This window comes from Parafrigoribacterium humi, assembly GCF_040227205.1.
In the GTDB taxonomy this organism is placed as follows: domain Bacteria; phylum Actinomycetota; class Actinomycetes; order Actinomycetales; family Microbacteriaceae; genus Parafrigoribacterium_A; species Parafrigoribacterium_A humi.
In genome coordinates this window covers 328,195-341,238 of sequence record NZ_JBELOA010000001.1, presented here as the reverse complement: position 1 = coordinate 341,238, position 13,044 = coordinate 328,195, and the positions used below count along the sequence as shown (strand labels likewise).

The 13,044-nt window shown below is 57.0% G+C and carries 12 protein-coding genes; 8 read left to right on the top strand and 4 right to left on the bottom strand.

Annotated features, from left to right (window positions below; genetic code table 11):
- Nucleotides 1-701: 701 nt before the first annotated feature.
- Both ABUA28_RS01620 and ABUA28_RS01615 read right to left on the bottom strand, forming a co-directional pair.
- Nucleotides 702-1,187, bottom strand: a complete 486-nt coding sequence (locus ABUA28_RS01620) for a DUF3846 domain-containing protein (protein WP_349902684.1) — start codon at nt 1,185-1,187, stop codon at nt 702-704.
- Between the two features lie 141 nt (nt 1,188-1,328).
- The gene (locus ABUA28_RS01615; RefSeq protein ID WP_349902134.1) at nt 1,329-1,664 is read right to left on the bottom strand and encodes a hypothetical protein; all 336 of its coding nucleotides are present in this window, start codon (nt 1,662-1,664) and stop codon (nt 1,329-1,331) included.
- Nucleotides 1,665-1,857: 193 nt separating this feature from the next.
- On the opposite strand from ABUA28_RS01615, the gene ABUA28_RS01610 reads away from it, so the two are divergent.
- The 7 genes from ABUA28_RS01610 (at nt 1,858) to ABUA28_RS01580 (ending at nt 9,878) form a co-directional block, all read left to right on the top strand.
- Complete coding sequence (locus ABUA28_RS01610; protein WP_349902132.1) at nt 1,858-2,487, top strand: hypothetical protein; 630 nt, start codon at nt 1,858-1,860, stop codon at nt 2,485-2,487.
- A 183-nt stretch (nt 2,488-2,670) separates the two neighbouring features.
- Nucleotides 2,671-4,371, top strand: coding sequence for an Eco57I restriction-modification methylase domain-containing protein (locus ABUA28_RS01605; RefSeq protein ID WP_349902130.1), 1,701 nt, complete (start codon nt 2,671-2,673; stop codon nt 4,369-4,371).
- Complete coding sequence (locus ABUA28_RS01600; RefSeq protein WP_349902128.1) at nt 4,372-5,109, top strand: PaeR7I family type II restriction endonuclease; 738 nt, start codon at nt 4,372-4,374, stop codon at nt 5,107-5,109. It begins immediately after the preceding gene.
- 23 nt (nt 5,110-5,132) lie between these two features.
- A complete protein-coding gene (locus ABUA28_RS01595; RefSeq protein ID WP_349902126.1) occupies nt 5,133-6,986 on the top strand; it encodes a KAP family P-loop NTPase fold protein in 1,854 nt (617 codons plus the stop codon).
- 470 nt (nt 6,987-7,456) lie between these two features.
- Nucleotides 7,457-7,819, top strand: coding sequence for a hypothetical protein (locus ABUA28_RS01590; RefSeq protein ID WP_349902124.1), 363 nt, complete (start codon nt 7,457-7,459; stop codon nt 7,817-7,819).
- Nucleotides 7,816-9,105, top strand: a complete 1,290-nt coding sequence (locus tag ABUA28_RS01585) for a hypothetical protein (protein WP_349902123.1) — start codon at nt 7,816-7,818, stop codon at nt 9,103-9,105. The genes ABUA28_RS01590 and ABUA28_RS01585 overlap by 4 nt, the downstream gene beginning before the upstream one ends.
- Nucleotides 9,102-9,878, top strand: coding sequence for a TatD family hydrolase (locus ABUA28_RS01580; RefSeq protein ID WP_349902121.1), 777 nt, complete (start codon nt 9,102-9,104; stop codon nt 9,876-9,878). Before ABUA28_RS01585 ends, ABUA28_RS01580 begins: the two co-directional genes overlap by 4 nt.
- An 18-nt stretch (nt 9,879-9,896) precedes the next feature.
- On the opposite strand, the gene ABUA28_RS01575 is transcribed toward ABUA28_RS01580, so the two are convergent.
- Nucleotides 9,897-10,223 (bottom strand): helix-turn-helix domain-containing protein, encoded by a 327-nt coding sequence (locus ABUA28_RS01575; protein ID WP_349902120.1) that lies wholly within the window; start codon nt 10,221-10,223, stop codon nt 9,897-9,899.
- A gap of 169 nt (nt 10,224-10,392) precedes the next feature.
- Nucleotides 10,393-11,460, bottom strand: a complete 1,068-nt coding sequence (locus ABUA28_RS01570) for a LacI family DNA-binding transcriptional regulator (protein ID WP_349902119.1) — start codon at nt 11,458-11,460, stop codon at nt 10,393-10,395.
- Between the two features lie 225 nt (nt 11,461-11,685).
- Here ABUA28_RS01570 and ABUA28_RS01565 point away from each other — a divergent pair, with 225 nt between their 5' ends.
- Nucleotides 11,686-13,032, top strand: coding sequence for an ABC transporter substrate-binding protein (locus ABUA28_RS01565; RefSeq protein WP_349902117.1), 1,347 nt, complete (start codon nt 11,686-11,688; stop codon nt 13,030-13,032).
- Nucleotides 13,033-13,044 lie beyond the last annotated feature (12 nt).

The window sequence follows — 13,044 nt, the reverse complement described above, 5'->3', positions numbered from 1 at the left end:
AAAGGTTCTGGGATTTTGGTCCGGACTTGTGCGTCGGTGGCATGGACTACCCGTGGGCGCGGGGCGATCGAAGAGGTAACGATACTTCCTGACTGTGACGAAGCATGATTGTAACTGAATACGGGTGACAGCGGCCGATTTTGGGCAGAGTTCTCCCTACCCAAGATGCTTTGCGCGTTTTTGGCTAGCGCTTCTGCTGGCTCTTCGCCCTGGCAAGTCGGACGGCGCGAGCGTTCACGCGGTCTGATACCAGGGGAAGAAGCCGAACAAGGAAGACTCCAAGTCCGGTCAGCAGAGGCGTCACGAGAGCCAGATCCACAAGGATGCTGTGCATAACGCGACCTCCCCTCTTGGGTGGGTGTCAGTCATCTCGACTGACGCGACCGCAGCGCAGTGAGCTGCGGAGTTGTGGTGCCTCGCGGGCACAAAAAAAGCCGGTCGATGACCGGCTGAAAAATGGGCGCAACTATGACAAGCACTATCAGGATAGGCTTCGCGGCGGTCGACTGATGTGGGACACGCCGACGGGCGACTTCGGCACGAGGAGCTGTGCGGGCTACTCATCAAAAAATCCCCGGTCAATAACCGAGGATTTAGGCGCACTTCATGCGCGCACGTCCCACGCTACCAAGTACTCGGATGGTGTGAGCCACGACACTCATAAATTGAAGGCCCCAACTCGATTCGAGCTGGGGCTGTGGCTAGTTGACCGCGACCACCTTCACTTCGCCGGGCGGCTCCCAAACCTCCATCAGCGTCAGCGCATTTCTCGCAGCTTCGAAGAAATCTGCGTAGGTCTTGCCGATTCGGACCCACGTGTTGAACTGCTTACTGAGGCAGGCTTGGACCTCATAACTACTCGTTTCGAGCAGCAATGCGGTCAACTTCTCCGGCACGTCGTTCATTCTTCCTTGGTGGTATTCACCGAGGATCACGACATCGCCAACGAGGAAGTCGCCGCCCAAGCTGCCTGGAGTGAGGAGCCACCAGAGACAAGTCGCTCGTCGATTGACCGGGAGCTGCTTCATCTTGCCGTCTTCATCGGCGACGATCACCAACGGGTGGCCATCCATCTTGACTGTTTCGATGTACCCGCCGACAGCCGTTTGGTAGTCGGTCAGGTTCTGAAACTCGACCTTCTGAAGTGCGAGCCGTGTTTCGTGTGGGATGACGATGCCTGTGACCATGGTGATCACGTTCCTTTCGTGAGGGGTTACTCCAGCCGGGTGGCTGGAGAGTTCCCTCCGCGAGAGGGTGTGGCACAGTTTTTCGGAGCGGCCCCGACGGCGAGACCGAAGCCTCAAGCCGTCAGGGTCAACTCGGTACGCCTAGCTACCTCCGTCCTTCTCAGAGGTTGAACGGGTCGACGACGAAGTCTTTGGCTTCGCTGTCGTGTTGTCGAAGATCGCCGCAATGGCACCACGCTTGGTGGCAGCTTCGCGTTCGATCTCATCCCGGACGAACTGTGCTCGCTGAAGCACGGAGGGATCAGACTTTGTCTTCTCGATCCATGCCTCGATTGCGAGGCGAATTTCGTCCGTGACCGTGCGGTCGTTCAGTTGGGCGATGATGTCCAGTTGAGCGCGGACGTCTTCCGAGAGGCGGACGGCCAGGGTTTTGATCTGGCCATAGCCTGCGCTGGTCGCGCGTGTTGAGTCGCTCATTGAGCGTCTCCTTCCTTGGTGTGGTGCGGCCGGTGAACCCCGAATGGGTTCTCCTGTTGAGCCGCATATCACCAAGGAAGAGGTGCGGTGCCGAGTGCGAAATGCACTCAAGGCACGCTCTGAGTGAAGCACTACCGGTGAGACGGAACAACTGTCCGATCGCTCAAAGGCACGCGCAAGTTACCATCACCAGATGGACGGTCTAGATGTTCCAAACTGTGGGGTATGTCTCAATCCAATGCAGCCCGCTGTCGGGGGATGGCGGTGTGACGAATGTGAGGAGCAACCGATACCACGTGAAACTCCCATAAGCTTTCCAGACTTTGTAATCCCGGAGGGGATATTCCGCTATGTCCCGTCTCGGTTGCCGACGCTGATTGGAAAGGTCGTGATGCTTGCGGCGCTTCTCGAGACGAAGGTCGAAGGGCTCGCCTCAAGCGTCGACAATGCGACCCAGGATGTGTATGGAGGGAGGGGGTTCGTGGAGAACTCATCGACGATCCGGAAGCGACTTCAGCATTACTGCCGTGATGCGGCAGAGCAGGAGTTCTCTGCCAATGTGTCGATCCTTCTTGATGAGGTCGACGCTGTGCTCGAAGACAGGAACTTTATCGTTCATGGGGTGTGGCCGAAGAGTACAGATTTTGCTTGGTGGGGGTGGAAGCCGAGGCGAAAGACGAAGAGCTCATCACGGCCAGATTGGATCGAAGGCCGAACATTCTCTCCAGATGAATTTGTCGAGATCTGTCAGACACTTGTCGCTCTACTCGATAGGGCCCAGCGGGCAATCGAGGTGGCTGGTTCTTTGCCTCGACGCCCCTAGGCCGCTCGCGAGGTCGGTTGACTAAAATCGCCACATTCCTCATAATCAGCGGCAGGTAGAGGCGACCCAAGTCGCCGGGAGATTAGCCGTGCAACATCCGAGACGACGCAGAAGTTCGCCATATTCTGACACCCAAGTTCCCGAGGGTTGGTTGTCGGTGCCCGCCGCTAGTCTGGGGGGATCATGACGAGTCCTACACTTCAGATCGGGCACAACGGTGGTTCCCAAGTCTTCGGGGGAACCTATGGCCACGAGGAGAAGAGGCGCGGGGCCATCTTCACCAAGCAGTCCGTGGTGGACTTCATGCTCGATTTGATCGGCTACGACGCATCAGACGCACTTTATGAGCGGTCCCTTCTCGAACCTTCTTTCGGGGGCGGAAGGTTTCTTCTCTCGGCCATTGAACGCCTGGTAGAGAGTTGGAAGTCCGGCTCTAGTAATGCTGACTACAAAGTTTTGCTGAATGCGATCCGTGCGGTGGAACTTGATACACCTACTTTTACGAGCTTCAAGAGACAGCTTCGCGAGCGGCTAAGACAGTTTGGGTTCAGCGAATTCGAATCGGCTCATCTTGCCGATACTTGGCTAATCAATGCGGACTATCTCTGGACGAAATTTGACCAACACTTCGACTATGTGATTGGTAACCCACCTTACGTCCGGCAGGAGCTGATCGATCCCGACCAACTGATTGCTTACCGGGCAGAATTCCATTCAATGATTGGTCGCGCAGATCTCTACGTCCCTTTCATCGAGAAATCTCTTGATGCGCTGTCTCCGAATGGAAAATTGAGTTTTATCTGCGCTGACGCCTGGGTCAAGAACGAATATGGTCGAGCGCTTCGCGCCAAGATTGGTGCTGGCTTCAATCTGCGTGACTACGTGGACATGTACGGGGTAGAGGCCTTCGAAGTCGGAGTCGGAGCCTATCCATCGATCACGGTAATTGAAAATAAGGCACCAGGATCGAGCCGTGTGGCCAAAGCGGAGTCTGCAGATCGCACGTATCTTACGGGGCTACTTCGTGACATCATCGCCCCAGACGGTCCAACCAGATCTGCTGCGGTGCAGCAGATTGATCGGGTCGCAAACGGCACCGCTCCCTGGCTTCTTAGCATCACGCATCAGCTGCCAATCATCCGGCACATGGAATCACGATTTCCGACACTTGGCGAAGCTGGTTGCAGGATTGGTATCGGCGTCGCAACTGGTAATGACGAGGCTTTCATCGCGCCTCTTGATCAACTCGACGTAGAGGATGATCGGAAACTGCCGCTCGCTACGAACAAGGACGTTCCGAACGGGCAGTTGCAGTGGACTGGCAAGGGAATCGTTAACCCCTACACTGACGAGGGTCCGCTCGTCGATCTGGCTCAGTATCCGCGTCTCGCGGCGCATCTTGAGTCTTACCGTGCTGCGCTTGAAAAGAGGCACACGGCAAAAGCGAACGTCGCTAGTCGCTGGTACAAAACGATCGATCGAATTACCCCCAGCTTAACTTGGGAAGAGAAGCTTCTGATCCCGGACATCAAAGGCGACGGTGACGCCATCGCCTATGACCCTGGAACTCTCTACCCGCACCACAATCTTTATTTCATTACTTCGACCAAGTGGAATCTGCGGGCCCTACAAGCGGTCCTTCGATCTGGCATCGCTCATCTTTTCGTCGAGGCCTACTCGGTGAAGATCGGCGGTGGCTACCTACGCTTCCAGGCGCAGAACCTAAAGAGAATCAGAGTTCCTGAGTGGGGAAGTCTGTCTGGCGACGTTCAAGCGGAACTCATCGACGCCGGAGAGTCGGGCCGAAAGCTCGAAACGACGCTGTTGGAGCAGATGTACAAACTAAATGACGGGGACCTTGGGTTCCTAGGGGGAACTAACTAGATGGCAATTGATCTATCCGACTATGAAGCGAAGACAGCGGACGCGGTCCATCATTTTTGGTCGACGAGAAGTGCTGCCTCGCTCAAGCAAGCTGAGGGTGGAAAGGTTGACCAGGGCGAACGAGCTGGCGTTACGTCCGGAAAAAACATGGACGGGTTCGTCAAGTTAATCGCCGACCTCGTCGAGGCGAATGGGCTCCACGATGCCGAAGTCAATACTTCCCGCGCTCTTGTTACGCTACCCGGCTATTTTCGGCCCACGAAGGACTGGGATCTGGTCGTCACGAGAGGCGGCCGACTTATCGCTGCCATTGAACTGAAATCACAAGTTGGTCCATCGTTTGGGAACAACTTCAACAACCGGACTGAAGAGGCAATCGGCACTGCGCACGACTTCTGGACTGCCTACCGAGAGAATGCCTTCGGTGCGCAGCCGCGACCATTTGTCGGGTGGCTAATGCTTGTGGAAGACGCTCCAGAATCACGACGCCCAATGGAACGCGAACGATCTCGACATTTCAAAGCGTTTCCTGAGTTCGAACATGCATCGTATCTCCAACGATACGAGATTCTGTGCCGCCGAATGGTACAGGAGCAGCTATACACCAGTGCCTCGATGATTACCTCTTCTCGTGATGGCGGGGTGCTCGGCGAGTTCAATGACATGAGCGATATCACGAGCTTGAAGCGCTTTGTTGCGACTTTTTCGGGCCATATTGCGGCTGAGGCGGTGCAGTAACGTGACTGCCGGGGAGGATCACAATGGCCGATAACGTCTCGGACATAACGAGTCTTTCGCTCTGGTCCGATGAGCCAGCCAATACGGATCTTCTATCCTTTAATGCGATTGCCGAGACAATCGCAGATGCCTTGTTTGATGAGAAGCTCAACCCAATCGCGTTAGGCGTCTCCGGTTCTTGGGGCAGCGGCAAGACGACCGTTCTGAACCTCATTGACGCACAAGTGATGTTGCGGTCTGCTGCCGACGATGTGAAATCAGTGCTCGTAGTCCGTGCAGATCCCTGGCGCTATGACCCATCTGTAGGCCCTAAGGAGAGCTTGATATCCGAGGTTCTGACGGCGCTCTCCACGGAGTTCTCGGACGTTGATGCCGTCGGTAAGACTGCAGGGGATACGTTCAAGAAGCTAGTCAAGAGAGTCAACTGGGCCAAGGCTTTGAAACTTGCTGCGCGTACCTCGCTCACTCTTCAACTTCCGAAGCTTGATGATGTTCTTGATCTAGTAAGCGATACCCCTGAGACCCTCGACTCGGAGAAAGGAATGATGGCGTTCAGAGAGGAGTTCCGAGCCTTCCTTAAAGAGCCTGCTCTTGCGCACGTTTCCCAAGTGGTTGTGCTCGTGGATGACCTGGATCGTTGCTTGCCGGACACCGTTGTCGAAACGCTTGAAGCAATACGCCTTTTCCTCTCGGTCGAGGGAATGTCTTTTGTTATCGCTGCGGATGAGGAGCGGGTTGCCGATGCGATCCAGCAGAAGCTCAAGACGCCGAATGCTTCGAATGAAGAGGAGGGTGTCGCTAGCCTCTACCTTCACAAGATCGTTCAGACGACGATCCCGCTGCCCGCGCTTAGCTACTTTGATACGCGCGCCTATCTCTTCTTGCTCCTTGCTCAATTCAAGGCTTCCCAAGAGGCCTATGACCAGCTCGTTCTCGATTGTTCAGCACTTCGTATTGGAGCGGGCAGTCTTGATGACTTATCGCTGCCGGCCGGACAAGATCTCTCAATGGAAGTAGCGACGGCGTCTCGATTGACACCAATTCTCTACGAGAAGTTCAAGGGCAATCCACGCCGGATAAAGCGCTTCATGAATGATCTTAATGTGCGGACCTCTGTGGCCTCGAAGCGGGGAATCAAGCTCGAAGCCGACGCCATCGCAAAGCTTATGGTGCTCGAGAAGCTGCTCGATGGTGACTTTACAACTGTGCTCGACTGGCTGGCGAAAGGTCAGCTTCGACCACAGCTTGAAGCGTTGGAGAAAGTGCGGACCAGCGGAACAAAGGTCACGGACGAAGGCAGCGATCCTAAGCCGGTGAAAGCGGGTAAGCGGCAGGTCGAACCAGACGACGACACGCTTGGTGGATTCTCGGCGACTATGGTCCGATGGGCCAAGCTTCCACCCGCACTGGATGCGACGGCAGTCTCCGGTTATCTGACACTTGCCGCAGCCTTCAAAGGACGGCAGTTGGTAGACGAATCGCTACCGGAGCAACTTCGAGACATCGCGGCTGCGCTTACGTCGAGCTCGCAGATCGACCGCACATCCGTTAAAGATGAAGAACTGAAACAGATGCCACTTGGGGATGTCACTGAATTGTTGCTGCACCTAGGGCGTCGGATGCAAGACGATCCGTCTGTGCAGCTGAACACGGTGAACGCGATCTTGACTCTATCGACGCTACATCCTCAAGCACTCGGAACCGCGAAGATTGCCCTGAGCAAGCTTCCATCACAAGAAGTGGCTATCTCGACAGCACTCCTCTTCAACTCTGACACCACTCAACAGTTCGCGGAGCTTCTTGCTTCTTGGAAAAACGGTGCTCAGGATGACCGATTAGTTAAAGCGATTGATTCCGTAGTGAAAGGATCGAGCTAACAGTGGGTACAAGTGGTTCTTTTAAAGGGAGCGGTGGAAAGGATGCCGGCAGCCTTCGGGGTGCCATATCTGACTGGCTGGGTGACGCAGCCAGCGACTCTACGGTTCCACCACCAGAGGCTGGAACCCCATCAGACCCTAATGTCGCGCAACCCGGTGTAGCTGATCCACATCACCTTGACCCCGCGAGTCTCGCCCCTATGCTTCGACTCTGGCGAAGGGGAGGTGGGGGCGGTGACGGACCGAGTGGTGGCGGTGGAACAGGAGCGGGTGGAGGCGGCGCATCTGGTCGTTCCTCTGGTGGCCCGAGAAGGACGGTCGGACGTGTAGCTGGTCCGGCTGGACGGGCTAGTTCGCTTGTTCGAGCATATGCAACGGGAGATCGTCAAGCGCTTGAGTCGGTCGGCCTTAATTACGATGAACTGCGATCACTGAACGACCCATTAATCGTCGGGCAGAAGATTGCCGCGGTGGCTTTTGATACTCAGCCTGATAGTTCAATCGAAGACAGTGAGGCGAGGCTTATCGTTGCCGAACTGATTACTTGGATGCTGGACGCTCCAGCGGAATTACCGCGGCAGCCTGACGAAGTTGTCCGCCACACCATAGAGCTCATGGTCCTAAAGGGGACTCTTAATGAGGTCGGTTCTACCATTCGGGCCGAAAAAGATCACTCCAAGAGGCGAGCTATCGAAGCCGAGGTTGCTTCTGCTGCACGAGTGGTAGCGAGCAAAGTCACGCTCGACAGTGTCGGGACGACGTCTGCTGCGATTGCGGAGGCTATTGAAAAAGGTGTCGGCCAACTCTCCGGAATATTCGGAGACAGCAAATGACCACACTTGCTCTCGCATTGAGTCGGGCCGAAGTCGACAAGCTCGTGGGCATAGACGAGGTCTTCTTGTGGGACGGTTCCGTCAACGATAATTTCAAGTCGCTACTTAGGCCGGATCTTTCGAGTCTCGGTCCGGTTGCTCCGCTGAACGCAGACTTTGTCAGGATTGCACTCACCGTATATGCGGCAGATCACTCTGTCCTCCGCAGGGCACGCGGTTCCAGCTGGAATCGGCGTGAACTCGATCTCACTATCCCCGTGAGCGACCCCAGCGTGTGGTCAGCTCATGTGGCACAGCTGGTCGCGGCAGTCAATTTTCTTACTGGGGATTCCTGGAAGTTCTCATTTTCGAAAGCGGAAATCGCTGTCTCCAAGGTCTCCATGATCGGCGACACCTCCAAACGGGTTGTCCTTGTCAGTGGTGGTGCTGATTCGGCAACCGGAGCGCTGGTTTCTGCTCATGGCCTCACAGGTGATGAGACGCACACGCTTGTCTCTCATTCGAGTTCGAGCGTGGCGGGAACTCCTCAGCGCAATGTGGCGATTGCACTTGACGCCTCCTATCCAGGAAGGGCAGCTGCGCATCACCAGGTCTTTCTAGGTCGCGTGCGGAAACGGTTGGATGGAACTTATTTCCGCAACGAGCCATCGAGCCGTTCTCGGTCGTTACTTTTCTTGGCGCTAGGTCTCGCTGTCGCGAGCCAGTCTGGCAACCCTCTTTGGATTCCTGAAAATGGATTTGCATCGCTCAATCCCCCACTTGGACCAGAGAGAATCGGAGTGCTCTCAACCAGGACTACACAGCCATGGTTCTTGGAACAAGTAAGTTTGCTACTGGCAGACGTCGGAGCTCACGGCGTCATTGAGAACCCATTTCAGAAGATGACAAAAGGAGAGATGTTTGCCGAGGTGGCGAAGATCCTGGGTCCTGTAGAGGCGTCAACATTCTTGAGTGCTACGAACTCTTGCTCGCACACTGACCAGCACCATATTAAAGGCGTCACAAGTGGCACTCATTGCGGGGTGTGTTTCGGGTGTGTCGTTCGTAAAGCCTCGTTCAAGGCTTCCGGAGTTGTGGATCGGACGACGTATCTCAGCGACGAGAGTGCAAAGTATGCGAAATATCTCGAGCCGAAGTCCATTCTGGAAGCAACTCGTGACTTCGTAGAATCGGGTATCGATATGCCAACGGTAATGGCAATGCCTCTACCTGACGGTCTTGGAGTTCGTGAGGCGTTTGAGCTGTGTGAGCGCGGATTAAACGAACTTGGAGAATCGCTGATTTGAGCGCACTTCCACCTCTTGACGTACACGCTCATATAGATGCTTCAGTATCAAAACGAGAGCTTGAAGATCTCGGAGCTGTAGTTTTCATCGCGACGCGTTCCATTAGCGATTATGAGTTAGTGAAGGATCGTGACGACCTTGTAAGTGTTTGGGGGGTCGGTTGCCATCCGTCTCTCGTCGGCGTCCAAAAGGCTTTTGACAGCGCAGCATTTCGTTTAGCCGCCAAGGGCACTCCGTTTATTTCAGAAGTGGGGCTCGATGGGACTTCTCGGGTCGCTATTAGCAAACAGGAGGAAGTGCTCCGGGACGTCCTCGCGATCTCTGACGATCTCGGCAGAATTGTCTCTCTTCACTCATTTGAAGCAACAGCAAATCTAGTCGCGCTCTTAGACGGACGACCTTTGAAGTCTGGTCACATTCTTCATTGGTGGCTTGGTGATCGCGCAAGCACTCGGAAAGCAATCGAGCTAGGTTGTTATTTCTCGGTCAATGCGTCTATGGCGCGAAACACTGAGGTACTCAATGACCTGCCACTAGATCGAATTCTTTTTGAAACAGACCATCCCTCGGGCGATCGTTTTTCCTCGAAACCTCGCCTACCTGGTCGAGTTCAAGACGTTGAGAGAACGCTTGCTCGTCATTACGGAATCACCGAACGCCAGGTTCGAGATCAGGCATGGAGAAATTTTGCAAAACTCGTTGAGTCCACTTGCACCTTGGGCCTAATGCCCGAGCCCGTGAAGAAGATGCTTCTGTCGGTAAAGAGGACGTAGGTCCATAGATAGTTTGGATTAACGCAGCGCCGCTCTCACCGTCTTTGGGTCTCGTCTCAATTCCCGCCCTATCGCATTTAGTGACAGCCCCTGTTTGTGCAACGTCCGTGCTTGTTCTATCTCGGGCTGTTCGAGCGGAAGCTTGCCAACCCGGACGCCGCGTCGCTTCAGATGCTGGGCAATCGTAGTGCGATGAACACCATAGATGTCGGCCAGATCGTAGAGTGATCCCACTCCTGTTTGATAATCGTGGACCATCTGATCAATCTCGATAGCCGAGAGGTGCTTCACGCTGGAGTGGAATGGTCGCCCCTCTCGTGGCTCGACCTGCAATACAGCGGCCATCTCGCCATTTTGGAGGAGCCGAAACAGGTTTCTCACCCCTGTTGTTATGTTCGCAAGCACCTCGCTTTGGTGCACTGTGTGATGTCTCGGGACGTCGTTGATCGGCGTACCGGGCGAGCACGAGTCCGCACGATAAACCCTCGCTGGTTGAACAGCCGGGGCAAGCGCGTCAGGCGACCCGAACCGCAGCGGCGGCGCTCGTCTCTTCGTCTTCGGGGTGGGGGAAGCCCGTCGATTCGCGGCCGACGATGTGGTAGTCGGCGAAGATCTGGCGCGGGGGGATCGGCTCGCCCTTTTCTTCGATGCGCTCGAGGAGCATCTCGACGGCGACCTGGGCGATCTGGTCGCGGCCCGGGTCCACGCTCGACAGTGAGGGCAGGGCGAAGCGGGACTCATCGATGTTGTCGAAGCCGATCACCGCGGCATCCTCCGGTACCCTCACGCCGGCCTCGCCGAGCGCCCGCAGCGCGCCCAGGCCGAGGGTGTCGTTGAAGGCGAACACGGCGTCGAAGTCCACGCCATCTTGCAGGAGGCCGCGCGTTGCGGCAGCGCCGTTCTCGCGGTGCCACGGAGCAGCATCCCGAACCAGCTGCGGGTCATACGGGATTCCCGCGGCCTCGAGCGCTTCGCGGTAGCCGCGCAGGCGGAGGTTCGCTGAGCGGATGTCGTCCCTGTGGCGCGGGTGCGCACCTATCAGCGCGATGCGGCGGCGCCCGATGCCGAGGAGGTGCTCGGTCGCGGCCCTGGCCGACTCCACGTTGTGCATCGTGACGTGGTCTGTGGCGCCGCCGAACATCCGCTCGCCCAGCAGCACGAGCGGAAACGAGACGTTGAGCTTCTCGATGTCGTCTTGGCCGAGCGCCTCCGGACTGAACAGCACGCCGTCCGTGAGGCGGAGCCGCTCGCCCGAGAGCACCGCGAGTTCGCCATCCCGCGTCGCACCGGTCTGGTCGATGACCACCGAGACGTTGTGGCGCAGGGCGGCGCGGATGATCGTGTCGGCGAGCTCGGCGAAATAGTTCTGGCGGAGCTCGGGTATCGCGAGGCCGATCACACCGGTGCGCCCGGATCGCAGACCACGGGCCGTGAGGTTCGGGCGATAGTCCACCTCGGCGATGGCAGAAAGCACGCGCTCTCGGGTGGAGGGCCGCACGTGGGGGTAGTCGTTGACGACGTTTGAGACGGTCTTGATCGACACGCCCGCAACCCGGGCCACATCGTGGAGAGTCGAGACCATGTGCCCTTCCCTGGCTTTTTCGATGGTGCGGGACAAATTTTTGCGGTTTCGCTTGACAGTGCGTCTGAGCTTAGCAATAGTCTTATTACAACGTTGGAAGTGCAACGTTGGAAATTAGGTATCGGAACCGAGTACGGTGTGGCACGCGGTCTCCTCGCCGCGTGCCACAACTCGCCGATGAACAACACCGACAGAGTTATCCACGCATTCGAAAGGTATTGATCAGTGAAGATTAAAAGAGTGATCGCGGCAGCCGCGACCCTCGTGGTCGCGGCCTCTCTGGCCGCCTGTTCCGCTGGTGAATCGAAGAGCAGCGACGCGAGTAACTGCACCAACAAGATCACCAAGACCGATGCTCCCGTCGTGACGATGTGGGCGTGGTATCCGAACATGGAGCTGGTTGTCGACAACTTCAACAAGGCGCACGACGACGTGCAGGTCTGCTGGACGAACGCGGGCGCCGGAGGCGCAGAATACGACAAGTTCCAGACGGCAATCTCCGCGGGCAACGGCGCACCGGACGTCATCATGGTTGAGGCTGACCGCATCCCGGCGTATCAGGCCCAGAACGCCCTGGTCGACATCAAGAAGTTCGGCTACGACGATGTGAAGGACAACTTCAGCGAAGGGGCGTGGAAGGACGTCTCCGTTGGCGACGGCGTCTACGGCGCCCCGGTCGATGGCGGCCCGATGGCGATGATCTACCGAAAGGATGTCTTCGAGAAGTACGGCATCACGCCGCCCACCACCTGGGCCGAGTACGAAGCGGCCGCGCAGAAGGTCAAGGATGCCGGCGGACCCAAGTTCGGCGACTTCCCGGCGAACCAGCCGGCCTACGTCACCGCACTGCTGACCCAGAACGGGTCGGAGCCCTTCTCCTACTCCACCTCCAACGGCGGAGAGATCGGCATCAGCCTGAACTCGGAGTCGTCGAAGGAGGTGCTGGACTACTGGGCCGGAATGACCAAGAAGGGTCTCGTCGGCACTGAAGACCAGTTCACCCCGGAGTACATCGCCGGCGTGATCGGCGGAGACTACGCAACCTACCTCTCGGCCGCCTGGGCCCCTGGTTACCTCCAGGGTGCGGGTGTCGGTAAGGGTGCGGACGCTGACGTGTGGGCAACCGCTCCGATCCCACAGTGGGACCCGAGCAACCCGGTCCAGATCAACTGGGGTGGCTCCGCCTTCTCGGTGACGAGCCAGGCCAAGGATGCGAAGCTCGCGGCCAAGGTTGCCTTCGGGGTCTACGCGGATGACGCGTCCCTCAAGGACGGCTGGGTCAACCAGATCATCTTCCCGCTGAACGTCAACGCGCTCAACGACCCAGAGTTCATCGACCTCAAGTCGAAGTTCTTCGGCGGCCAGCAGGCTAACAAGGAGGTCTACATCCCCGCGGCCAACGGCTACAAGGGCATGACCTACACGCCGATTGGGCAGTACTACTACAGTGCGATCACGAAGCAGATCGCGTCGATGAACGACGGATCCATCACCGGGTCCCAGGCAGCCGACGCGCTGCAGAAGGACGTTGCGAAGTACGCGACCGAGCAAGGGTTCACCGTCAAAAAATAGGTGACCCAGCGC